Here is a 23,600-nt window from a genome sequence, read left to right as displayed (position 1 = left end):
CCACGGCCGTCCGCACCACGCCCGGACCCTGCGGATCGTGCTCAGCAGCGGGTTTCGCACGACCATGAGCCGCACCAAACCGAACCGAACGGCCACACCGGACGTTGGAGGTGGAGGAAAGTGGAGGTGGTCCCGGGAGCGTTCCCGGGGGCGTCGACCACGTGCCCACGGCCAAGGTCTCCATCCGGTCACGACCGGGGCAGCCCTACCGGTGTCGAGGGTCCATGGGAGAAGATCACCTGACGGTGTGCACAGCCCGCCACGAGCAGCGCTGCGCCATGACATGGGGACGACGACGGAGGACAGTGTGACGACGACGGACACGGGGCTCGGGACGACGACATCACCGGGCGCGGGCGCGGGCGCCGGCCCGACCGCGACCACGGGCGCGGCCGACCTCGACCTCATCCACGACGTGGCGGAGCGGCTCATGGGGGCCATGACGAGCGTCATCGAGGGCAAGCCCGACGTCGTCCGCACGACCGTGACGGTCCTGTTCGCCGGCGGTCACCTGCTCATCGAGGACGTGCCCGGCGTCGGCAAGACGATGCTCGCCAAGACACTGGCCCGGTCGATCGACGCGACGGTGCGTCGCATCCAGTTCACGCCCGACCTGCTGCCCAGCGACGTCACGGGCGTCAGCATCTTCAACCAGGACGCCCGCCGCTTCGAGTTCCGGCCGGGCGCCATCTTCGCCAACGTCGTCGTCGGCGACGAGATCAACCGCGCGTCCCCGAAGACGCAGTCGGCCCTGCTCGAGTCGATGGAGGAGCGCCAGGTCACCGTCGACGGGACGACCTACACGCTCCAGGCACCGTTCATCGTCATGGCGACCCAAAACCCCATCGAGATGGAGGGCACCTACCCCCTCCCCGAGGCCCAGCGTGACCGCTTCATGGCCCGTATCTCGATGGGCTATCCGGCACCCAGCGCCGAGCTCGACCTGCTCGAGACGCACGGCTCGAGCTCACCGCTCGACGCCCTGACCCCCGTGACCGACGCCGAGACGATCAACCGCGTCGTGCACGCCGTCAGCCAGGTCCACGCGAGTCCCGCCATCCGCCAGTACATCGTCGACCTCGTGACCCGCTCCCGGTCGACGACCGCGTTGCGGCTCGGAGCGTCACCGCGCGCCGCCCTGCACCTGCTGCGCGCGTCCCGCGCCTTTGCCGCGCTCGAGGGTCGCGACCACGTGATCCCCGACGACGTCCAGGTGCTCGCCGGGCCGGTCCTGGCCCACCGGCTCATGCCGTCGAGCGAGACCCAGCTCGCCCGCCGCACCACCGCCGAGGTGGTCACCGACCTGCTGCGCCAGGTGCCGGTGCCGCCCGCAGCGCGCTGAGCGAGAGCAGGCGCCCATGCGCTCGCTGCGCAGCGTCCTGACGACGAGGGGCCGGGCCTTCATGGGCTCGGGGGCGGTCCTCGTCCTCGCCGGGGTCATCTTCGGCTTCCGCGACCTCACGCGCTTCGGCGTGCTCCTCGTCGCGCTCCCCCTCATCTCCGCCGTCCTCGTGCGCACCCGCAAGACGCGGATGCGCATCGAGCGGCACAGTCACCCCGAGCGCATCAGCGTCGGTCAGGACGCTCACGTCACGCTGTCGTTCGAGAACGTCTCGACGAACACCACGCCGATCTTCCTCGCCGAGGAGCGGCTCGACTACGTCCTGGGCGACCGTCCCCGCTTCGTCGTCGGCCGCATCCCGCCGGGCCGCGTCCGGGCCATCGACTACGCCGTGCGCTCCCACCTGCGCGGACGCCACCACCTCGGGCCCCTCGGGGTCCAGGTGCAGGACCCGTTCGGCCTCGCCAACCGCAACGCGGTGCTCGAGGGCACCGCCGACCTCGTCGTCCTGCCGGCCGTGCACCCGCTGTCGTCGAACCGCCAGCCGAGCGCCGGGGTCGGCTCCGAGGGCGAGCAGGCCCACCTCATCGCGCTGCACGGCGAGGACGACGTCACGATCCGCGAGTACCGCGACGGCGACGACCTGCGCCGCATCCACTGGCCGGCGACCGCACGCACCGGCGACCTCATGGTGCGCCAGGAGGACCGCCCCGCACAGCGTCGCGCCGTCGTGCTCATCGACCCGCGACCCTCCGCGCACGGAGGCACAGGAGTGAGCAGCTCGTTCGAGTGGGCGATCACCGCGGCCGCGTCCATCGCGGTCCACCTGTGCGACTCGGGGTATGCCGTCCACCTCGTCTGCGCCGAGACGGTCGAGACCTCCCGCGCGGCCGAGACCATGACGCCCGAGGAGATCCTCGACGTGCTCGCCGTGGCGACACCGCGCGACGACACCGGCGAGGACGAGATCCTGCGCGCCGGGCAGGCCCTCGCGGCCGCCGGCGGTTTCCTCGTGGCCCTCGTCGGCCCGTCCGGACGCGACATCACGTCCCGACTGGCGAGCCTGCGCCAGCCCGGCACCACCGGCCTCGCGCTCGTCCTCGACGCCCGCAGCTTCGGCACGACCGACGCCGAGGAGGCCGCGCCGCACGTCGACTCGCTGCGCCTCGCGGGCTGGCGCGCCGTGTCGGTCCAACGCGACGAGGACGTCGCGCACGTCTGGGCCGTCCTGACGGCCGCCACCGTGGGAGGCAGCCGATGACCCGCCGTCGCTGGAGGATCACCCTCCTGGCCGCGCTCGCCACCCTGGCCGCGGTCTACCCGATCACGAGCCTCTTCGTCGAGACCACGTGGCTGCCGCAGGCGGCCTTCGTCATCGCCCTCGTCGCCGGCCTCGGCCTCGTCGCCCGAGGCCTCACCCGCTCGCGCGGTCTCGTCGTCCTGCTCCAGGTGCTCGTGACGGCCTACGTCATCCTCGCCCGCTACACCGGTGAGTCGTTCACCCTGTTCGTGCCGACACCCGCGACGCTCGAAGCGGCCAACAGCCTTGGCCTGCAGGCCCTCGAGACGATCAACCGCTACTCCGCCCCCGCGCCGCTCAACGACGGCATCACGTTCTGCCTCGTCGTCGCCGTCGCACTCGTCGCCATCGCGGTCGACGCCATGGCCGCCACGTGGCGCAGCCCCGCTGCTGCGGGACTGCCACTGCTGACGGCATACCTCATCACGGCGGCCAACGGCGACGCCGCCCTCGCGCTGCGCTTCTTCGTCGTGCCCGTCGTGCTCTGGCTCGTCATGCTGCACACGACCGCCCGGGCCCAGTTCGGACGCTGGGGCACGGCCAGCGCGGCCGACGAGAGCGAGATCGACGAGGCCGCCCACGACCGCGACGCCCTGCGCTCGTTCACGGCGGGGGCGCTCAAGCTCGGCGCCGTCGGCGTGGTCGTCGCCCTCCTCGTGCCGGCCGTCATCCCGCACTTCCCACCGCGCTACCTCACCGAGGGGCTCGGCCGGTCGGGCGGCGGCGCCGGCGAGGGGTCCGTCGGCTTCAACGACACGCTCGACCTCTCGCGCAGCCTCAACAACCAGGACCAGTCGCCCGTCCTGACCTACACGACGACGGCCTTCACGCGGTCTCCCCTGCGGGTGCTCGCGACCTCGTACTACTCCCGCGGGCAGTGGAGCGTCGCCGGCGCCACCGGCGACCGTCCCGACAACGCGTCTCCCCTGCCGCCGCCGGACAAACGACGCGACTACGTCATCACCGTCTCGGACAACACCCTCGCCGCGCCCCGCATCGCGGCGCCCTACCCCGTCGTCGCCGTCGCGATGGAGGGCACGCCGTGGAGCATCGACCCGGTCACGCGCGACGTCCGCGTCGACCGCGCGGTGAGCAACTACCGGGTGACGTATGCCGACCTCGCGCCGTCACCGCCGGAGCTGCGCGAGTCCGGGGCCCCGGACTCGCCGGACATCACCGACGACGACCTCACCATCCCGGACCGCTCGCGTGACCTGATCCAGCAGTGGTCCGACCAGGTCACCCGCGGCGCGGACAACCCGCTCGACAAGGCGATCGCGATCCAGGACCACCTGCGCGACACGAGCCGCTACACCTACTCCCTCGACCTCGGCGAGCAGCTTCGTGACAGCCAGGGGCGCCTGCTCGAGCCGATCCAGAACTTCTACCAGACCCGGCGCGGCTACTGCGTCCAGTTCGCGACGGCGATGATCATGCTCGCTCGGGCCCAGGGGATCCCGGCCCGCATGGCGATCGGCTTCCTCCCGGGCCAGCTCTCGGGCGAGCACTACGTCGTCCGCGCCAGCGACGCCCACGCGTGGCCCGAGCTCTACTTCCAGGGCTACGGCTGGCTGCGCTTCGAGCCGACCCCGGGTGCCCGGGCGGGCTCGCCGCCGCCGTATGCCGTCCTCGGCGCGGGCTCCGGCCCGACGGGCGGTGGGCGCGAGGTGAGCGAGACGAACACCGCGAGCGGCACGGCCTCGGCCACGAGCTCGACCACGACGGCGACCGCAGCCCCCGTGCAGCAGGAGGAGACGTTCCTCGACTCCGTCGGGCACGCGTTCACCGTGCGCAACGTCGTGCTGGCCCTCGCCGTGGCGCTCGGCCTGCTCGCGGCGTTCGCGATGCCGATCACGGCCTGGCTGCTCCGGCTGCGTCGCCGGCGCGCCGCCGTGACCCAGCAGGACCTCATCGAGGCCGAGTGGGACGACCTCACCTCGCACTTCGGCGACCTCGGGCTGAGCGCGCCCGACGGCGTCACCCTGCGCCAGCTGCGCGAGCGCTACGTCACCGACGGGCACCTCGACGAGGAGAACGCCACCGCCATGCGACGGGTCACGGCGACTCTCGAGAAGTCCCGCTACGACAGGCCCGAGCGCACGACGCCGCAGGAGGCCTTCCGGCTGCACCACGACATCCGGTCGATCCGGCGCCAGGTCGGTCGCACCCGGGCCTGGCAGACCCGGGCACGGTCCTTCTTCTGGCCTGAGGCGGGCGTGTCGTTCTGGCGCTCGCTCCCGGACCGCCTGCTCCCCCGGCGCCGCTGAGCCGGCACACCGCATACGGCATACGCGGCATCCGAGGGCACGGACACCGCGGACGCGAAAGAGCCCACGACGACGTGTCGTGGGCTCCTTCGGTGTCCGGCCCGGCCGGCGCGGCGCGATCCTCAGTCGAGGTAGTCGCGCAGCACCTGGCTGCGGCTCGGGTGACGCAGCTTGCTCATCGTCTTGGACTCGATCTGGCGGATGCGCTCGCGCGTCACGCCGTAGACCTTGCCGATCTCGTCGAGCGTCTTCGGCTGGCCGTCGGTCAGACCGAAGCGCATCGAGACGACGCCGGCCTCCCGCTCGGACAGGGTGTCGAGCACCGAGTGCAACTGCTCCTGCAGGAGCGTGAAGCTGACGGCATCGGCCGGGACGACAGCCTCGGAGTCCTCGATGAGGTCACCGAACTCGCTGTCGCCGTCCTCACCGAGGGGCGTGTGCAGGGAGATGGGCTCGCGGCCGTACTTCTGGACCTCGACGACCTTCTCGGGCGTCATGTCGAGCTCCTTGGCCAGCTCCTCCGGGGTGGGCTCGCGGCCCAGGTCCTGGAGCATCTGACGCTGCACGCGGGCGAGCTTGTTGATGACCTCGACCATGTGCACCGGGATGCGGATGGTGCGAGCCTGGTCGGCCATGGCGCGGGTGATCGCCTGGCGGATCCACCACGTCGCGTAGGTCGAGAACTTGTAGCCCTTGGTGTAGTCGAACTTCTCGACCGCACGGATGAGGCCGAGGTTGCCCTCCTGGATGAGGTCGAGGAAGAGCATGCCGCGGCCGGTGTAGCGCTTGGCGAGCGAGACGACGAGACGCAGGTTGGCCTCGAGCAGGTGGTTCTTGGCCTTCTTGCCGTCCTGGGCGATCCACCACAGCTCACGCTTGAGCTTCATGTCGATCTTGTCGCCGGAGTTGAGCTTCTCCTCGGCGAACAGGCCGGCCTCGATGCGCTTCGCGAGCTCGACCTCCTGCTCGGCGTTGAGGAGGGCGACCTTGCCGATCTGCTTGAGGTAGTCCTTGACCGGGTCGGCCGTGGCGCCTGCGGTGACGACCTGCTGAGCCGGGGCGTCGTCCTCGTCGTCGTCACGGATGACGAAGCCGGACTCCTCGGTCTCCTCGGTCTTCGCGGCGGCGGCCGGGGTGGCCTCGTCACCGTCCTCCGCGTCGTCGTCCACGTCGACGGGCTCGACGACGACCTCCTCCAGCTCGGCGACCGGTGCGTCGTCGGGCTCGGCGTCGTCTCCGTCACCGGCGACGACGGTGCCGTCGGCCGACGCCGTGGCCTTCTTCGCCGCGGTCTTGCGGGTGGCGGTCTTCTTGGCAGCGGGCTTCGCAGCAGCCGCCTTGGCGACACCGGCGTTCGTGGCAGCCTTCTTGGCCGTGCGGGCCGCGGCCGCCTTGGGGGCGGTGGCCGCGTCGTCATCGGTCGCTGCGGCGGCACGGGCCGGCGCCGCCTTGGTCGTCGTCTTCTTGGCGGCGGTCTTCGTCGTCGCGGTCGTCGTCCGCGTCGCGGACTTCGTCGCCGCGGCGGTGGTGCTGCGTGCGGTGGCCACAGTGCCTCCCTTGGTCCCTGTTCGGGTCTTCTTCGTCGTGCTGGAGTGCGGCGCGTCGACGACGATCTCGATGTCGTGGGCCTCGAGGGTCGTGAGGACCGGCTTCATCTGCTTCAGGTCGAGTCCTGCATCGACCTGGGCACGCGCGATCTCCGTCCCGGTGATGGTGCCGCTGGTGCTGCCCTTGACCAGGAGCTGCATGATCGCCTCGTGCTGGAACACCTTCGGCAGGGTCTTCGGAGCTCCAGCGGTTGTTGCCTTAGGCACGGATGCAGTCGCCTTTCGTCGCAGGTCTCGTCAGATGATCGACCCGAATCCGGGCATGCACCATCACAACGAACGAGAATGGGGGTTGGTGCCGGAAGAGCTTGGCCTGTCGGAGTCGATCCCTGTTTCGAGCTCTCGGTGCGCCTCGTGCGATCCGGTACTCGGACATTATAAAACGGCGCACGCCCTCCGAGCGAACGCGCGTCCACCCCGCGTGCCGCGAGCAGGCGTCCGGCCGGCACGAACCGGGCCGGACGTCGTGCCGGAGGGGCTCAGTCGCCCTTGACCGCGAGCACCGGGCAGCTCGCGTCGAGCAGGATGCGCTGCGCGTTGGACCCGAGGATGAGCTTGCCGACCGGGCTGCGGCGACGCAGGCCGATGACGATGAAATCGGCCTTCTCCTCCTCGGCGACGGAGATGAGGTCCTCGGCGGGGTCGTTGCCCCGGACGAGCTGGCGCACCTCGTGCTCCAGACCCTTCTCCTCGAGGAGCGTCTGCACCCGGGCGAGCTCGCTCTCGAACTGGCTGGCCTCGTTCGCGTCGAAGTCCTTGCCGCCCCGGTGGGAGCTGATGACGACGAGCTTCGCTCCACGCAGGACGCATTCCTCGGCGGCTCGCTTGAGCGCCGCGCGACCTTCCTTGGTGGCGACATAACCAACGACGATGGCCACTTTCCCGGACCTCCTTGGGACGGAAACAACCAGTGCTCGCAACCTACCCGATAACAAGCCGTCCGGCGCGTCCCGCGCGAAGTCTCACCCCGACGTCGGCGACGCGGACGACGAGCCTGTGACGGCGCCACCGGTGGGCGAACCGGCTCGCCGCGCAGCTGGGTTCAGTCGAGGCGCTGCTCGAGCGCGTCACGGACGATGCGGCCCACCTGGTCCTCCTCGATGAGGAAGCCGTCGTGCCCGAACTCCGACGTGATGTGCGCACGCCGGGACCGCGGCAGGGCGGCGTGCAGCTCGTCGGAGAGTCGCGGCGGATAGAGGCGGTCGGTGTCGACCGACACGATGGTGCACTCGGCGCGGACGCGCTCGAGGGCGGCCTCGAGCCCCCCGCGGTCGCGGCCCACGTCGTGCGAGTTCATCGCCTCGGTCAGCACGACGTAGGAGTTGGCGTCGAAGCGCCGGGCCAGCTTGCCCGCGTGGTGGTCGAGGTAGGACTCGACCGCGAAGCGGCCGCGGTCGCCCGCGCGCAGGGGGTCCTCCCCGAGCTGTGGCTCGCGTCCGAAGCGGGTGCCGAGCTCGGTCTCGGTGCGATACGTGATGTGGGCGATCCGGCGGGCAAGGCCCAGTCCGGTGTCGGGACGCGTGTGGCCCTCGTAGTAGTCGCCTCCCGCGAAGTCCGGGTCGTTGCGGATCGCCAGCAGCTGCGGCTGGCACCAGGCGATCTGGTCGGCGGTCGCGTATGCCGTCGACGCGAGCACGATGCAGCGGTCGACGTCGTCGGGATGCGTCACGGCCCACTCCACCGCACGCATCCCGCCCATCGAGCCGCCGACGACGGCCGCGAGGCGGCGGATGCCGAGCCCCTCGAGGAGGCGTCGCTCGACGGCGACCTGGTCGCGGACCGTGACGTAGGGGAAACGGCTGCCCCAGGGACGACCGTCAGGCGCGGGGCTCGCGGGGCCGGTGCTGCCCTGGCACCCGCCGAGGACGTTGGAGGCGATGACGAACCACCGCTCGGGGTCGACCGGTCCGCCGGGCCCGATGAGGGCGTTCCACCAGCCGGGCGAGGCGTGTCCGTCGCCGGCCTCACCGATGACGTGGCTGTCGCCGGTCAGTGCGTGCTCGACGAGGATGACGTTGTCGCCGGCCTCGTTGAGCCGGCCCCACGTCTCGTAGGCGATGCGGACGTCGGGCAGCACTCCCCCGCGCTCGAGCTCGACGTCACCGACGTGGGCGAACTGCCGCCGGCCGACCGGGTCGCCGTCACGCCAGGCGCCGTCGGGCCGGTGGGACTGCGGCGTCGTCGGGTCGACGTGGCTCGTCGCACGGTCCCTCGTCGCCGGGTCGCCGGTCTGGCCGGTGCCAGCGGCCCCGGGCCGCGCACGGCGGCGGGTGCTCTGCGTCCGGTGGGTGACGGTCATCGGGGTACTCCTCGGTCCTCGCGCTTGCACGCACCCGGGGACGGGGCGGCCAGGTCTTCACCCGGGGCACCCCACCGCGAAGGAGGGTTGCCGACCAGCGAGCCGGGGCTTGTCGCTGGTACTCATGACCTGCTCCAACCATACGCGAGGCCTCCCGGAGAGGCCGTGCGCCGTTCCACGACATGGACTGGAGGAGCCGCCGCCGTGGAGGCTCAGGCGCACTCCCGGGGCCGGAGTCCGACGTCGAGGGCCTGCCGCACCAGCCGCCCGAGCCCGTCCTCGGGCTCCAGCTCGAGGGCACGGTCGACGGCGACCCCGGCCCGCGCACCGTCGCCGCACCACCACGCCATCGACGCGAGGAGCGTGAGGACGGGAGCCGCATGATCACCCGGAGTGAGGCGGCAGACCTGCTCGAGGCGGGACAGCACGAGCCGTGGCGTCGCTGCGTCGTCCCACTCCTCCCAGCCGCTCGGGTCGGCGCCGTCGCCGAGCCACGACCCGGCAGGCGCGTCAGGCGCTGCATGGAGGACGGCCCGAAGGTCGTGCAAGCGCTGGTCGTCCCGGTCAACCGACGCCTCGAGCGCCTCGAGGATCCCCACGGCGTCCAGCTCGTCGAGCAGACGTCGGGCCTCGAACACGTCGCCCGGCAGCTCGCCGTCCTCGATGTCCTCGTCGCCCTCGTCGTCCTCGTCGTCCTCGTCGTCTTCGTCGTCTTCGTCGTCTTCGTCGTCCTCGTCGTAGCCGTAGTCGTCGACGTCGTGGTCGGCGTCGGCGTCGGCGTCGGCGGCCGGGGCGGACGACGGCGGCCCCGCGGCCAGCAGGTGCAGCAGGGCTCGAAGCGCCTCGGGGTCGCCTTCCTCGAGGCTCTCGTGCTCCGCCGTCCCCTGCCCCTCATCGGTGTCGTGGTCGCCCGGATCCACCTGCGATGCACGGGGGCGATCGCCCTCGGTGCCGTCGCACGTCGAGACCCCGGCCGTCTCGTGCTCACCCGCTGCGGGGGCGAGCCGGAGGTCGGGACCGAGCAGCACCCCGAGGAGGGCCGCGAGGTCGTCGGACAGGAAGTCGGCCGAGGCCATCCCGGGGCAGAGCCACGCGAGCAGGGCGTCATGGAAGCGCGGGTCACGCAGCGGACCGACGAGGGACGGGAGCCAGTGCTCGACGCCGTAGCCCTCGATCTCCCCGTGCAGCACCCCGCCCCAGGCCACGAGGGAGTCGTGGACGAGGAACTGTCGGGCCGTCGGGTCGCCGCCGTCGAGGACTCCGAGTGCCCTGCCCGGTCGGCGCCCCCGGCGCCCACGTCGTGCCGGTCGACGGTGCCCACCCCCGTCGTGCCCCCCGTCCGTCCGGGTCGCCGGTTCGGCCGGCCTCCTGAGCGCCCCTCCGGCTGCCACGTAGCGGCGTTGCCAGTCCTCGATGGCGGCGACCGCGAGGTCGTGCCGCGGCTCCGTGGCGGCGAGCGGCTCGACGAGCCTCGCGAGCCCCGCTCGGTCCGGCAGGACGGAGTGCCCGAGCGCCACGTAGCTCGCGACGGCCGGCACGTCCGCCTGCTCCGGGAGGAGCCAGCCCTCCGAGGGGCAGCAGTCGCACCCGACCGAGCGCCAGCGCCCGTCGAGGACCGCGAGCCGCTCCCGGACGACGACCCTGTGGTCCTCGACGCCTGCTGCGAGCGCCTCGAGCAGGGGCAGCGACTCGTCACGCACCTGCTCGAAGCCCACGAGCGCCACCGAGGACGGCGAACCCTGGAGCAGGGTCGGGACCGTCTGCGCGGCGGCCTCGGCGGCCAGGGTCTCGTCGACGAGGTCGAGCCGCGCGACGAGCCCGAGTCGCTTGCCGTGGAAGCACACCACGACGACGCTGCGCTCCGGCTGGAAGCCCAGGTGGAAGGGGATGACGGTCAGCAGCTCGGCCGGCCCGGACAGTGAGATCTTCGGCATGTCCCGAGCCTCGCGGCACGCACCGGGGACGGGCAGACCCCGATCGGGCCCTGTGGACCGAGCGCCTTTCGTGTCAGGGGGTGTGGATCGCGGACCTAGCCGCGGGGTTCACCCCGCACGCAGCAGAATGTGCACGGACGTCGTGCCTCCCGTCGGGCCGGGCTCAGCGCTCGAGGCGTTTGCGCACCGACTCGAGGACGTAGTCGGTCGCGGCCTGGCGCGTCCCCTCCGGAAGCCGGGCACGGTCGTCACGACCCGCGTCACCCGCGGTGGACCTGCCCCTCGCGCGCGTGACCCGACTGACGATGCGGCCCGGTGCGGCGGCCCCGGTCGAGTCGCGGTCGCGGCGCAGCCCGCCCTCGGCCCCTCCGTCCCACGCCGGGGACGCCGGATCGCCCGGCACCGCGACCGGCTCACCGCGCACCGTCGTGCGCGACGCCTCGGTCGCCCGGTCTCCACCGGGCGCCCAGCTCGCAGAGCCACGCCGGGGCCGGGGGCGGTGCAGACCCTGACCGACCTCCCAGGCGATGAAGCGCTCGGTCTCCTCGAAGAAGGCCTTGACCGCCCACGAGATGACGACGGCGTCGTCGGCCGCTCCGATGACCGGCAGGACCGCCTCGGGCAGCAGGTCGACGGGCGAGGCGACATAGGCGACCGCCCCAGCGACGAGCCCGAGCCGCTTGAGGGTCGTGCCGGCATACGTCCCGTCCACGGTGGCGCGCACCAGGCGCGGCACGGCGGACAGCCGCTCCGGCAGGCTGGGCGCGCCGGGGCGCGTCGAGGCGCGCACGACCGACGCGACGGTCGCGGCCATCTTGATCCGGGATGCGGGCTTCATGCCCGGCCCAACGAACGGGCGTCGCGCACGATTCCCCGGCCCGGACGGCGACGGCCGAGCGCGATCTGCGTGCTCCCCACGGTGAGCCTTCCCAGCCGGTCGCTCAGCGACCGAAGGTCTCGACGGGTGGGAACTCCTTGGCCGCCTGCTTGCCGATGCGGTTCAGCATGTAGACGTCGACCGCAGCGCCGATGAGGCCACCGACGACGGGCACCAGGCGCCCGAGGCGGGCGAAGGTCCCCTGTCCGATGCGCCCGAGCAGGCGGAAGCCGACGGCCTTGTTGAGGACCATGAGCGCCGGGGCAGGCAACCGGTCGAAGGCGACGGACGACAGCTTGCCGCCGGCCGCCTGCAGACCGGCCTTCTTGAGAAGGTCGTCGCTGTCGGCGCCGGCGAGGGTCAGCAGGATCGCCGAGCGGATCTCGGGCTGGTCGATGTCGTAGCCGCGCACCTTGGCCGTCGCCGCCGTCATGCGGGTGGCCAGCAGGTAGAACTCGAGCACGTTGGCCGGCAGGGACAGGGGCATCGTGAAGAAGCCGCCCAGGCCGGTGGCGAAGCCGCCGATGGCGCCGAGCTGCCGGTGGTCGCGGACGATGATCCGCAGCGCCTGCTCGCTGTCGCCCCTGGCGTGCTTGAGCGCCTTGGCGGCGATCTCGTGGGCCGGGTCGAACGGTCCCTTGCCGTCGATGCCGACGTCGAGGAGACGCTCGACGAGTCGGGTCGCGGCTCCCGAGAGACCTCCCTCGGCAGGCATGGCAGCCCGCTCGAGCGCGCCGGCGTCCTTCGCCGTGCGCAGCCTCACCGCGGTCGCGTCCGATGCCTCGACGGTCTCGTCCCTGCCGTAACCCAAGATGCCCACCGGCTCCACCCCTTCGTCCGTCGTCCCTGTGTGGCGGCTGTCGGTTCGCCGCCGACGACACCGTATGCCGCCCGGGTCGCTCGTGGCACCCTCGTACCCAGTCGGGCCGGCCGGGGACCGCGGGAGACGACGTCGCCCCGCTCTCGTAGGGTCGCTCCCATGGGTGAGAGGCACGCGGACGGCGCGACGATCTTCGACGTCCCGCTGGCCGATCTGCGGCGCGACCGCACGTCGGTCAAGTGGGGACGCTACGAGCCCGACGTCATCCCGATGTGGATCGCCGAGATGGACTGCGCGCCGTGCACCGCCGTCGTGGACGCCGTGAGCGCCGCCGTGGCCCGGGGCGACACGGGCTACGCCCTGACGCAGGAGTATGCCGCCGAGGTCGCCGCGTTCGCCGACGCGGAGTGGGGCTGGCGCTTCGACCACGACAGCACGACCCGCGTGGCCGACGTGCTGACCGGTGTGACCCACCTGCTCGGGCTCCTCACCGACCCCGGTGGCCCGGTGATCGTGAGCCCGCCCGTCTACAACGCCTTCTACGAGGTGATCGAGGCGTGCGGACGGCGGGTCGTCGAGGCGCCGCTCGGACCCGACCACCGGCTCGACCTCGACCGACTCGCCGACGGGTTCGCCGACGCGACCGCCGGAGGCGACCGCGCGGTCTACCTGCTCTCCAACCCGCACAACCCGACCGGCACGGTGCACACGCCCGACGAGCTGGCGGCCCTCGCGCGGGTCGCCGACGAGCACGGCGTCCGAGTCATCTCCGACGAGATCCACGGCCCGCTCGTCCTGCCGAGCAGCACCTTCACGCCCTACCTCGCCGTGGCGGGCGCCGAGCGCGGCATCACCGTGACGTCGGCCTCCAAGGCCTGGAACCTCGCGGGGCTCAAGGCCGCGATCATCGTCCCGGGGGCCGACGCCGTCCACGACGTGCGCCGCCTCCACCCATGGGTCACGTTCGGGGCGAGCCACCTGGGGGTCATCGCGCAGACGGCTGCCTTCCGCGACGGGCGCGAGTGGGTGCACCGCCTCGTGCGCGAGCTCGACTCCAACCGGCGTCTCCTCGCCGAGCTCGTCGAAGCACAGCTGCCCGGAGCCCGTCTCGTCGTGCCCGAGGCGACCTACCTCGCCTGGCTCGACCTCTCCGGGCTGGGCCTGGGCGACGACCCCGCGGGTGAGGTGCTGCGCCGCGCACGCGTCGCACTCTCCCCCGGTCCGATCTTCGGCTCCGGCGGCGCGGGGCACGCGAGGCTCAACTACGCGACCTCCCCCGACATCCTCCGCGAGGCCATCGAGCGGATCGCGGGCTGCCTTGACTGACAAGGCTTCCGGTCCACCGCTCGTCGCGCTCGTGGTGGGCCCTCGAGGGGCGTATGCCGTCGGGCCGGACGTCGACGAGCCGTGGCCGCTCGGCGACGTGGTGCGCCGGTTCGTCGACACGACGGCGCGGCTCGGTCCACGGTGGGTCGTGTGGTCGGCCGCCTCGACGCTGCGGCCCGTCGTCGGTGCCGGTGTCGACGTCTCCCGCACGTGGGACCTCGCCGAGGCCCACCGCATCGTCCACGGCGGCTGGTGGGCGACGCCCGGTCATGTCCTGGCCGGGTGCCGCGGGCTCGACGAGGCCGACGTGCCCGCACCACGCGCGCCGCGGCTGAGCGGCTTCGACGGCGACCTCTTCGACGTCGTCGCCGGCGAGGACGTGTCCCTGCTGACGGATGCCGGCCACCTCCGTGCGGATGCCCTCGCGTGGGCGACCGAGGACGCTCGGCTGCGCGAGCTGGCGGTGCTCGCCCTCGACTGCCGGTCGGCGCAGCTCGAGGCCCTCGTGCGCATCGGCGGCGTCCACGCGAGCCGCCTCGAGCGCACCGTGTGGTCCGAGTCCGCCGCGGCCGTGCTCTGCCTCGAGCTCGAGCGCGACGGGCTCCCCGTCGACCGGCCCGCCGCCGAGGACCTCATCGCGGCGTCCGCCGGGGCGCGACCCCGCGACGAGGCCGACGCGGCACGCATCCGGGCCGAGCGCGACGCCGCCGTGCTGCGCCTCGCCCCGGGCCGGGAGCGCACCGACCTGCGCAACCCCGGCCAGGTGCGCGACCTGCTGCTCTCCGTCGGTGTCGACGTCCCCAACACTCGCGCCTGGGTGCTCGAGCCCTACCGGCACACCCACCCACTCGTCGACGCGCTGCTGCGATGGCGCAAGGACGAGCGGATCGCGACGACCTACGGCTACCGCTGGCTCGACGACCACGTCGGCGCCGACGACCGGCTCCGTGGCGGGTGGACGGCGTGCGACGGGGCGGCCGGGCGCATGACCGCGCAGAACGGGCTCCACAACCTCCCGGCTCCCCTGCGCCCGGCCATCTGCGCTGCCCCCGGCCACGTCTTCGTCCGCGCCGACCTCGGCCAGATCGAGCCGCGCGTGCTCGCGGTCGTCAGCGCCGACCGGGCGTTCGCCGAGGCCACCCGTGCCGACGACCTCTACGCTCCCGTCGCCGCCAAGCTGGGCGCCGACCGACCTCGCGCCAAGGTCGCCGTGCTGGCAGCCATGTACGGCCAGCGCTCCGGGGCTGCGGGCGAGGCCCTCAAGGACCTCGAGCGCGCCTATCCCGTGGCCATGAGCCTGCTCGACCGGGCGTACGCCGACGGGGTCGCCCGCCGCCCGGTTCGGACGTGGGGCGGCCGGCTCATCCGCTTCGGCGGGGTGCCCGTGCCCGCCCTCGAGCCGGGTGCGCCCGAGCCCTCCGGGAGCGCCGAGTTCTCGGCGACGGGCGCGGACGGAGCGCGGGGACGCTACGCGCGCAACGCCATCATCCAGGGCTCCGCGGCCGAGCTCTTCAAGGCGTGGGCGGCGACGGTGCGCCACGCGGTGCGCCCGCTCGGCGGCCAGATCGTGCTGTGCCTGCACGACGAGCTCCTCGTCCACGTGCCCGAGCAGCACGCCACGGCCGCGGCTGCCGCCGTCGAGGGCACCCTGACGAGCGCGGCGCGGACGTGGGCCGGCACCGACGAGGTCCGCTTCGTCGCCGACACCTCGATCGTCCGCCGCTGGAGCGAGGCCAAGGCCTGACTCGAGGCGTCCGGCCGAACGCGAGCGCCTGGCGACACGACAAAGGTGGGCCGACCAGATGGTCGGACCCGCCTCTCGTCACAGTGGGCTCAGCCGCGGGCGTCGCCGGGCTGCTCGCCGGACTCGTCGTCGGTGACGTCCTTGAGGAAGGCCTCGAACTCGGCGCCGATCTCATCGGCCGTCGGCAGGTCCGAGAGGTCGGTGGCGAGCAGGTTGCGCTGCTGGCGACCCTCGAGGAAGGTGTCGTACTGCTGCTCGAGGGCGTGCACCACCGCGGAGATCTCGTCGGACTCCTCCATCTGCCGGGTGATCTCGGCGCGGTTGAGTCCGGCCGTCGCGGCGAGCTCGCGCAGGTCGAGGTCGAGACCCGTCGCTGCGCGCACCCGCTCGAGTCCGAGCACGGCCGCATCGGCGAACTCGCTCTGACCGAGGTAGTGCGGCACGTGGACGGCGAAACCGATGGCGTCGAGACCCGCCTCGCCGAGCCGCAGCTCGAGCAGCGACGAGAAGCTCGCCGGCACCTGGACCGTGCCGAACGCCGGGTCGTTGCCGGTCACGAGACGCGGGTTGGTGCCGTGCGCCGTGACGCCGAGCGGTCGGGTGTGCGGGACGGCCATGGGGATGCCGTGCACGCTGACGGTGAGGTCGACGCCGAACGCCTTGACGAGCATCGTGGTCGCCTCGACCATCCGGTTCCACTGGTAGTCGGGCTCGGGGCCGACGAGGAGCAGGAAGGGCACGCCCTCCTTGTCGACGACGCGGTGCAGCAGCAGGCTCGGGTCGTCGTAGCTGCTCCAGTGGTCGCGGTCGAAGACCATGACGGGACGGCGGCCGCGGTAGTCGAGCAGCTGGTCGACGTCGAAGGAGGCGATGACGCGCGACTCGTGCGTCTCGAGGATGTGGTCGGCCATGAGTCGCTGGGTGTGGCCGGCGTCGATGAATCCGCCGAGGGCGACCACGAGCACCGACGCCTGCAGCTGCTGGAGCTGGCTCGGTGAGGTGTCGCTCTCGAACTGGAAGAGCTCGGTCGGGTCCTGCACGGGTCTGGCCTTTCGTCGTACGGGGTCCTTCGTGCAACGCTCCGTTTCATCCCATGATTCCCCACGTCCGGGCGCGGCGGGAGTCAGGCGTCCACCTTGGCGATCGCCCTGAGGATGCGCTGCGGCGAGACGCTGTACGCCGTCCCGACCGTCTGCGCGAAGAGCGAGACCCGCAGCTCCTCGATCATCCAGCCGATGTCGACGACGTCGGCGGCGCCGCGCTGGGCAGGCCGCAGCGTGTCGAGCAGGTCGGCGTAGCGGCCCTCGACGAGGTCGACCTGTTCGAGGGCCTGGGCGTCGCGCGCCAGGTTGGCCGGCGCCTTGTCGAGGCGGTGGGTGATGGCCCGGAGGTAGCGGTCGAGGTCGGGCAGGCGGCGCAGTCCGGTGTCGGCGACGAAGCCGGGGCGCACCAGCTCGCGCAGCTGCGCCCGGACGTCGGCGAGCATCGGCCTGATGGCGGGGTTGCTCGACCGGTCGAGCTCGGCGAGCCGGTTCGTGAGGGCGAGGTGCTTGGCGAGGATCGGCTCGACGAGCCCGACGACCTGCACGACCTTGGCGGTCGTGTGGGTGCGCACGGCCGACAGGGCCCACTCGAAGTCCTCACGGGTGCGCACCGTGTGGTCCGCCCTGTCGGTGACGGCGTCGTCGCGGATCGCGTCGATGGCGGCGGCGAGGCAGTCGTCGAGCAGGGCCGGGACGCTGCCGTGCGGGTTGTGGCCGAGGGCGAGCTTCTGGGTGTTCGTCAGGCGGGCGAGGATCTGCTTCCACGGCGGCGAGATGCCGAGCAGGAGGAGACGCCGGACCCCGAGGCGGTGCTCGGCGTCTGCCTCGGCGCGCGTCGGGAGCACCCGGAGGTCGACGGCCGAGCCCGTGTCGACGAGGGCCGGATAACCGTGGACGCCCTGCGCGCTCTCGAACGACTCGGCAACGCCCTCGTCGGGGAACGACGTGAGGCCCGCGCGTTCGAGTCCGGAGCCGGCGCGGCTGACCTGCCGGCGCAGCTGCGGCGCGGCCGTGTCACGGACCGCCTCGAGGTCCTTGCCGGTGGCGACCGGTCGACCGTCGGCACCGTCGACGCTGAAGGTGACCTGCAGGTGCGGCGGGATGCGCTCCACGTCGAAGTCCGCAGGAGTGACGGCCACGCCCGCCCGGCGCCGCAGCACGGTCGCGAGCGCCACGAGGAGAGGTCCCGACGTCGGGTCGAGCTCGGGTAGGACGGCGCGGGCGTGGTCGGGCGCCGGCACGAGGTTGCGACGGATCCCCTTGGGAAGGCTGCGGATCAGTGCGGTGACGAGCTCCTCGCGGAAGCCCGGGACCTGCCAGTCGAAGCCGTCGGGAGTCACCTGGTTGAGGCGCTCGACGGGGATGTGCACGGTCACGCCGTCCTGTGCCGATCCCGGCTCGAACTGGTAGGTCACCGACAGGACGTTCTCGCCCTGGGTCCACGTCGTCGGGTGGTCCTCGTCGGCGATGCTGCCCGCGCTCTCGCGCAGGAGCAGCTCCTCGGTGAAGGTGAGCAGGTCCGGTGTCTGACGGCGCGTCTTCCTCCACCACGTATCGAAGTGACGTCCCGAGACGACGTCGGCAGGAATCCGCTTGTCGTAGAACGCGATCAACGTGCTGTCGTCGACGACGATGTCGCGGCGCCGGGTGCGGGCCTCGAGCTCGCCGAGGCGCTCGACGAGGGCGGCGTTCTCGCGCAGGAAGGCGTGCTCGGTGTGCCAGTCGCCCTCGACCAGAGCGTGCCGGATGAAGAGGTCGCGCGCGAGCTCGGGGTCGATGCGGCCGAGGCCGACGACGCGGCCGACGACGAGCGGCACGCCGTAGAGCGTGACCCGCTCGGTCGCGACCGCCGAGCCCCGTTTGCCCGACCACCGCGGTTCGGAGTACTGCCGCTTGACGAGGTGCTCGCCGAGCTGCTCGGCCCAGACGGGGTCGATGCGGGCGTTGACTCGCGCCCACAGGCGGCTCGTCTCGACGAGCTCCTCGGCCATGACGAACTGCGGCTGCTTGCGGAAGAGCGCCGACCCGGGACTGATGCCGAATCGCGTGCCGCGCGCACCGGCATACTCCCGCTTCTGCTCGTCCCGGACGCCGACGTGCGAGAGGAGTCCGGCGAGCAGCGACTGGTGGATCGCGTCGACGTCGATCTCGCCCTGGGCCACGTGGGTGCTCCCGCGGCTCAGGTCGAGACCGGCCTGCTTGGCGGCCTGCTTGACCTGGCTGTGGAGGTCCTGCCACTCACGGATGCGCAGGTAGTGGAGGAACTCGGCCTTGCAGAGGCGGCGGAAGGCGCTGCTGCTCAGCTCGTGCTGCTGCTCCCTGAGGTAGGCCCAGAGGTTGAGCCACGTGACGAAGTCGCTCGTCTCGTCGGCGAAGCGCTTGTGCGAGGCGTTCGCGAGCTCCTGCTTGTCCTGCGGTCGCTCCCGCGGGTCCTGGATCGAGAGGGCGGCGACGATGACGAGCACCTCGCGGAGCACGCCGCGCTGGTCGGCCTCGATGACCATGCGAGCGTGCCGCGGGTCGATCGGCAGCGTCGCGATGGTGCGGCCGTATGCCGTGAGGCGGCGTCCCGGACGTCGCCTCCCGCGGGCCGGGGCGGGCTCGTCGTCCTCGGGTGCGAAGGCCTGGAGCTCCTCGAGGAGCCGGACGCCGTCGGTGATCTGGCGGCTGTCCGGCGGGTCGACGAAGGGGAAGCGTGCGATGTCGCCGAGACCGAGGCTGGTCATCTGGAGGATGACCGAGGCGAGGTTGGTGCGCAGGATCTCGGGGTCGGTGAACTCGGGGCGACTGTCGTAGTCGTCCTCGGAGTAGAGGCGGATGGCGATGCCGTCGGAGACGCGCCCGCAGCGTCCGGACCGCTGGTTGGCGGACGCCTGGCTGACCGGTTCGATGGGCAGGCGCTGGACCTTGGTGCGCTGGCTGTAGCGGCTGATGCGCGCCGTCCCGGTGTCGATGACGTAGCGGATGCCCGGGACGGTCAGCGAGGTCTCGGCGACGTTGGTGGCCAGCACGATCCGGCGGCCGGTGTGCGGTGAGAAGACGCGGTGCTGCTCGGCGGCCGAGAGCCGGCCGTAGAGCGGGACGACCTCGGTGACGGGCAGCTTCATGCCGTTGAGCGCGTCGGCGGCGTCGCGGATCTCTCGCTCGCCGGAGAAGAAGACGAGGATGTCGCTGCTCGTGCCCGAGTGGCGCTCGGTCCACAGCTCCTCGACCGCCTCGCAGACGCCCGTCACCATGTCGCGCTCCTCCGCGTCGGGGCGGTCGGGGTCGACGAGGGGTCGGTAGCGGATCTCGACCGGGAACGTGCGGCCCGAGACCTCGATGATCGGGGCCGGCTCGCCCGTCGCCGGGTCGGCGAAGTGCTCGGCGAAGCGCTGCGGGTCGATCGTCGCCGAGGTGATGATGACCTTGAGGTCAGGGCGTCGTGGCAGCAGCTGCTTGAGGTAGCCGAGGATGAAGTCGATGTTGAGGCTGCGCTCGTGGGCCTCGTCGATGATGATCGTGTCGTAGCGGCGCAGCTCTCGGTCACGCTGCATCTCGGCGAGCAGGATGCCGTCGGTCATGACCTTGACGAGCGTGTCGCGGCTGCTCTGGTCGGTGAAGCGCACCTGGTAGCCGACAGCGGTGCCCAGCTCGACGGCGAGCTCCTCGGAGAGCCGCTCGGCGACGGCTCGCGCCGCGATACGACGCGGTTGGGTGTGCCCGATGACGCCGTCGAGGCCGCGACCGAGCTCGAGGCAGATCTTCGGGATCTGGGTCGTCTTGCCCGATCCCGTCTCACCGGCGATGACGACGACCTGGTGGTCCCGGACGGCCGCGGCGATGTCGTCGCGGCGCTCGACGACCGGCAGGTGCTCGGGATAGGTGATGGGCGGAAGGGTCGCCGCCCTGGCGGCGCGTCGGGCTTCCCGCTGCTCGGGCGTCAGGGTGCGGCCGCCCTGACGGCGCGCCGTCGGCGGGCGACCGAGGTCGCGCCGGTCACGCTCCGTGGCCCTGGCGCGCTGGCTCGGACGACCGGTCGGGCCCTGGGCGGCTGTGGGCGCCGATGGAGCCGCCGGGTCCGAGGGCGCGGTGTGGGCCGAAGAGGTCTGGGCCGGAGACGGCTCGGCGCCTGACGGTCGGCGACGTCCGCGTCGACGGGGTGGCCGCGAGCGCGCGGGTGCGTTCGCAGGCTCGTCGGACATGCTCGACAGGATAGGCGGGCGGGGAGGGTGGCTCCGAACGGATATCCGACCCGGACCTGTGTGGTGTCGGTGAAGACGTCGTCGAGGACTCGTGGGACCCGGCGCGACGCGCCTGCTGGCTCGCCTAGCGTGGAGCCATGAGGAGGTCAGGGGTGCACCGGGAGGCGGGCAGGACGCCGGCCGGCTCCATCGTGTCCGCGGTCGCAGCCCCGGCGCTCCTCGCCCTCCTCGTCGGTGGCTGCGCGAGCCCGCCACCTGACTCCACCATCGATGCGGACCCGCCGCCGGCCATCGCGGCCCCGACCGAGCAGACGCCGACGGCCCTGCCCACCGAGCCTCCGCTCGTGCTGCCGCCCAGCCGCGACGCCGGTCCGTCCACGGGGCCGGCTGACCCTGCGGCGCCGCTCTTCCCGGACGGGCCGTGCCAGCCGAGCCAGCTCGACGTCACGGCGAGCCCGGTCGATCCCGCACTGGGCTATCGGCAGATGCGGGTGCGGGTCACCAACTCCAGCCGGGTGCCGTGCGTGCTCACCGGGTATGCCGTGGTGTCCGCTCGAGGACCCTCCGGAACCGTGTTCGCCAACCCTCGTGGTCGCATGCACGACGCGGAGACCTCGAGTGCGAGGACGGTGCCCCTCGATCCGGGTGACATCGCCCATGTCGACCTCGGGTGGCGGGGCGACCTCGCCGCCGCCGGCGTCGAGCAGACCGCGTCGATGACGATCGTCGTGAGCGACGGGTCGTCCCCGGTGGCCGTCCCGCTGGACCCGACCTCGCCCGTCGACATCGTCGACGGCACCGAGATCCGGGTCGGTGGCTGGCGGCCCGGCGCCGACTGACCGCCACCGTGTGGGGCATCCCTGCTCGGGCCTCGGCAGCCGCACGGAACGCGCCGGGGCCGGGGACGGTCAGAGGTGCGACGACTGCGGCACCCGAGGACCTACCGTGGTCCCACCCGTCCGAAGCGAGGCATCGTTGTCCGATCCCGACCACACGCGCCCGGCCCTGCCGGACCCCCAGCGGGACCGGCACGTCTCCTTCCCGGACGACGCGCCCAGCGCCGACCCCGTCACGCCGGGCCCCTCCCTGCCCCCGGAGGCGTGGGCGCCCCGCTCCTCCGGACCCGGTCCTGCGTCACCGACGCCGTCCTCGTGGCAGGCTCCCGTGCCGTTGGTCCTCACCACCCCGCCGATCCGGCGAGCGCCCCGGCGACGCCTGCCGGGCTGGGCCGCGTTCTTCCTCATCCCGCCCCTGCTCCTCGGTCTGTCGAGCCACAACGACGCGACCGAGAGCTATGACTGCTGGTCGTACGACACGAGCGCAGACCCTGGCACCCCCGGCTGCGACGGAACGATGGACGGGACCCTCGACGGCACGTCCGGCGGCAGCGCAGACGCCCCCGGATCCGTGATCGGCGTCTACGCCAGGGACGTCACGTCCTCGACGGCCTTCGCCCCGATGCTCGGCGGTACGCCCGAGGTGTCCCCGGTGCCGGCGGACGCCTCCTCGCTGACCGTCGAGGTGGTGTCGACGGCGAGCTCCCCCAGCGCAGGGCTCGTCGCCGGCGTCGACATCACCTCGGGCGGCGTCGTCCTCGACGGGCACCAGGGGCTCGGCCCGTACGCCGCCAGGATCACCCTCGACAGTCGACCGCCCGAGCTGCAGGTCACGGCGACGGTCGTGACCGGACCGGGCACGATCCAGTGCCGCGTCTACGCGGGCCGCACGCTCGTGGCCGTCGACACGTCGGACCATCAGGCCATCTGCAGCCTTGCGCTGTGACCGCCGTATGCAACAACCCGCCTCAGTAGATTGAGCAGCCGCACGCACGAGACGAGGGGACCCCGTGTCTGAGACTCCGCCGCACGAGCCCGACCCGACCCGTGACACGACGGGAGACGTCGGCCCGGACCCGACCGACCTGCGTGACGGGTCGACCGGTGCCGGCGGTCGCGACCCCTCCGGCCCCGCCGACCCGGCCGACCTCCCCACCGAGCCCGGGACGCGGGAGGGCGCGACGGCATACGACACGACCTTCGGCCTCGAGCCACCCCCGGCGACGAGCTGGGTGCCGCAGAAGGTCGGGGCCGACCACGCGTCGCCACCACCCCCGCCGGCCGCACCCACCTCACCCCCCGTGACCGAGCGGCTGCGCACCGTGACCCTCCCGGGGGCCGCGGGACGCTCGCTCGGCGGGCGTCTCCAGGCGTGGCACGTCGTGGCGATCGTCGTCGGGCTGCTCGTCCCGCTCGGGTTCTGGGCGTCGACGAGCCTCGTCGACGACCTCGACCCGGTCGCCCGACCCGCGATCAGCGTCACCCGCAACCGACCCGCCGTGACCCGCACGTTCCCGGTCCCGACGATCACACCCCAGGTGCCCGGCGCCAGCCCGACCCGGTCGGTCCCCGGAGCGACCGCGAGGCCGACCACCCCGACCCGCGGCGTCATGACCTCGCCCCCCACGCTCATCCCGGTCCCGGCCGTTCCCGTGACCCCCGTACCTTCGAACGCCCGGACCATCCGCTTCGAGGCGTATGCCGAGACGGGCGCCCGCATCGAGGTGTCCCTCTCGGATGCGACGCACCAGCGCCACGACTACCCCGCGCAGACCGCGCCCCTCGCCTTCGAGGTGCCGGTCAGACCCGGCGCGACGAGCAACGACTACTTCAGCCTCAGGGTGCGCACGAGCGACCCGACCGGGTCAGGGGTCCGCGGCGCGGTGTCGTGCCGGGTGCTCGTCGACGGGATCGTCGTCACGGCGCAGCAGGGACAGGGCTACGCCACGTGCTACATCAGCCCGTACTTCGACATCCAGCGCCGCTGAGGCGCGGTCGGTCGGCTACCGCCGCGGCGGTTG

The 23,600-nt window shown here is 72.6% G+C and carries 16 protein-coding genes and 1 riboswitch; of the genes, 8 read left to right on the top strand and 8 right to left on the bottom strand.

The window, feature by feature from the left end; translation table 11 throughout:
* Positions 1 to 283: 283 nt before the first annotated feature.
* Genes H283_RS0116585 through H283_RS0116575 form a run of 3 tightly spaced genes read left to right on the top strand, consistent with a single transcriptional unit; the run spans position 284 to position 4,909 of the window.
* A complete protein-coding gene (locus H283_RS0116585; protein ID WP_020144648.1) occupies positions 284 to 1,342 on the top strand; it encodes an AAA family ATPase in 1,059 nt (352 codons plus the stop codon).
* A gap of 16 nt (positions 1,343 to 1,358) precedes the next feature.
* Entirely contained in the window at positions 1,359 to 2,603 is a 1,245-nt protein-coding gene (locus H283_RS0116580) for a DUF58 domain-containing protein (protein WP_020144647.1), read from the top strand.
* Positions 2,600 to 4,909 (top strand): DUF3488 and transglutaminase-like domain-containing protein, encoded by a 2,310-nt coding sequence (locus H283_RS0116575; RefSeq protein WP_020144646.1) that lies wholly within the window; start codon positions 2,600 to 2,602, stop codon positions 4,907 to 4,909. Before H283_RS0116580 ends, H283_RS0116575 begins: the two co-directional genes overlap by 4 nt.
* 122 nt (positions 4,910 to 5,031) lie before the next feature.
* Here H283_RS0116575 and H283_RS0116570 read toward each other — a convergent pair whose 3' ends face one another.
* The 6 genes from H283_RS0116570 to H283_RS0116545 all read right to left on the bottom strand — a co-directional run bounded on the left by H283_RS0116570 (position 5,032) and on the right by H283_RS0116545 (position 12,446).
* Entirely contained in the window at positions 5,032 to 6,657 is a 1,626-nt protein-coding gene (locus H283_RS0116570) for an RNA polymerase sigma factor (RefSeq protein ID WP_081633911.1), read from the bottom strand.
* Positions 6,658 to 6,995: 338 nt separating this feature from the next.
* Entirely contained in the window at positions 6,996 to 7,394 is a 399-nt protein-coding gene (locus H283_RS0116565; RefSeq protein WP_020144644.1) for a universal stress protein, read from the bottom strand.
* A gap of 164 nt (positions 7,395 to 7,558) precedes the next feature.
* A complete protein-coding gene (locus H283_RS0116560; protein ID WP_020144643.1) occupies positions 7,559 to 8,815 on the bottom strand; it encodes a homoserine O-acetyltransferase in 1,257 nt (418 codons plus the stop codon).
* 15 nt (positions 8,816 to 8,830) lie between these two features.
* Positions 8,831 to 8,945: riboswitch (SAM riboswitch) on the bottom strand.
* 82 nt (positions 8,946 to 9,027) lie between these two features.
* Positions 9,028 to 10,749: a DUF4192 domain-containing protein gene (locus H283_RS26805; protein WP_051103669.1), complete on the bottom strand. Its 1,722-nt coding sequence runs from the start codon at positions 10,747 to 10,749 to the stop codon at positions 9,028 to 9,030.
* A gap of 163 nt (positions 10,750 to 10,912) precedes the next feature.
* Positions 10,913 to 11,587, bottom strand: a complete 675-nt coding sequence (locus tag H283_RS27300) for a YkvA family protein (RefSeq protein ID WP_020144642.1) — start codon at positions 11,585 to 11,587, stop codon at positions 10,913 to 10,915.
* A 103-nt stretch (positions 11,588 to 11,690) separates the two neighbouring features.
* Positions 11,691 to 12,446 carry an EcsC family protein gene (locus H283_RS0116545; RefSeq protein ID WP_043649930.1) on the bottom strand — a complete coding sequence of 252 codons (756 nt, stop codon included), beginning with the start codon at positions 12,444 to 12,446 and terminating at the stop codon, positions 11,691 to 11,693.
* A 159-nt stretch (positions 12,447 to 12,605) separates the two neighbouring features.
* Between H283_RS0116545 and H283_RS0116540 the strand changes: the two genes are divergently transcribed.
* On the top strand, positions 12,606 to 13,772 hold the full coding sequence (locus H283_RS0116540) for a MalY/PatB family protein (RefSeq protein WP_020144640.1): 1,167 nt from the start codon (positions 12,606 to 12,608) through the stop codon (positions 13,770 to 13,772).
* On the top strand, positions 13,765 to 15,516 hold the full coding sequence (locus H283_RS0116535; protein WP_231372301.1) for a DNA polymerase: 1,752 nt from the start codon (positions 13,765 to 13,767) through the stop codon (positions 15,514 to 15,516). Before H283_RS0116540 ends, H283_RS0116535 begins: the two co-directional genes overlap by 8 nt.
* 89 nt (positions 15,517 to 15,605) lie before the next feature.
* Here the strand turns inward: H283_RS0116535 and H283_RS0116530 are convergent, their stop codons facing one another.
* A complete protein-coding gene (locus H283_RS0116530; RefSeq protein WP_020144638.1) occupies positions 15,606 to 16,556 on the bottom strand; it encodes a proteasome assembly chaperone family protein in 951 nt (316 codons plus the stop codon).
* An 83-nt stretch (positions 16,557 to 16,639) separates the two neighbouring features.
* Entirely contained in the window at positions 16,640 to 20,743 is a 4,104-nt protein-coding gene (hrpA, locus tag H283_RS0116525; protein ID WP_020144637.1) for an ATP-dependent RNA helicase HrpA, read from the bottom strand.
* A gap of 137 nt (positions 20,744 to 20,880) precedes the next feature.
* On the opposite strand from hrpA, the gene H283_RS25490 reads away from it, so the two are divergent.
* From H283_RS25490 to H283_RS0116510, 3 genes are all read left to right on the top strand, one after another.
* Positions 20,881 to 21,582 (top strand): DUF4232 domain-containing protein, encoded by a 702-nt coding sequence (locus tag H283_RS25490; RefSeq protein ID WP_081633905.1) that lies wholly within the window; start codon positions 20,881 to 20,883, stop codon positions 21,580 to 21,582.
* 136 nt (positions 21,583 to 21,718) lie between these two features.
* On the top strand, positions 21,719 to 22,525 hold the full coding sequence (locus H283_RS0116515) for a hypothetical protein (RefSeq protein ID WP_156023253.1): 807 nt from the start codon (positions 21,719 to 21,721) through the stop codon (positions 22,523 to 22,525).
* A 64-nt stretch (positions 22,526 to 22,589) separates the two neighbouring features.
* The gene (locus H283_RS0116510) at positions 22,590 to 23,567 is read left to right on the top strand and encodes a hypothetical protein (RefSeq protein ID WP_028785663.1); all 978 of its coding nucleotides are present in this window, start codon (positions 22,590 to 22,592) and stop codon (positions 23,565 to 23,567) included.
* Positions 23,568 to 23,600 lie beyond the last annotated feature (33 nt).

Source organism: Terracoccus sp. 273MFTsu3.1, assembly GCF_000383675.1.
In the GTDB taxonomy this organism is placed as follows: Bacteria; Actinomycetota; Actinomycetes; order Actinomycetales; family Dermatophilaceae; genus Terrabacter.
This window is presented reverse-complemented; position numbering and strand designations above follow the sequence as displayed.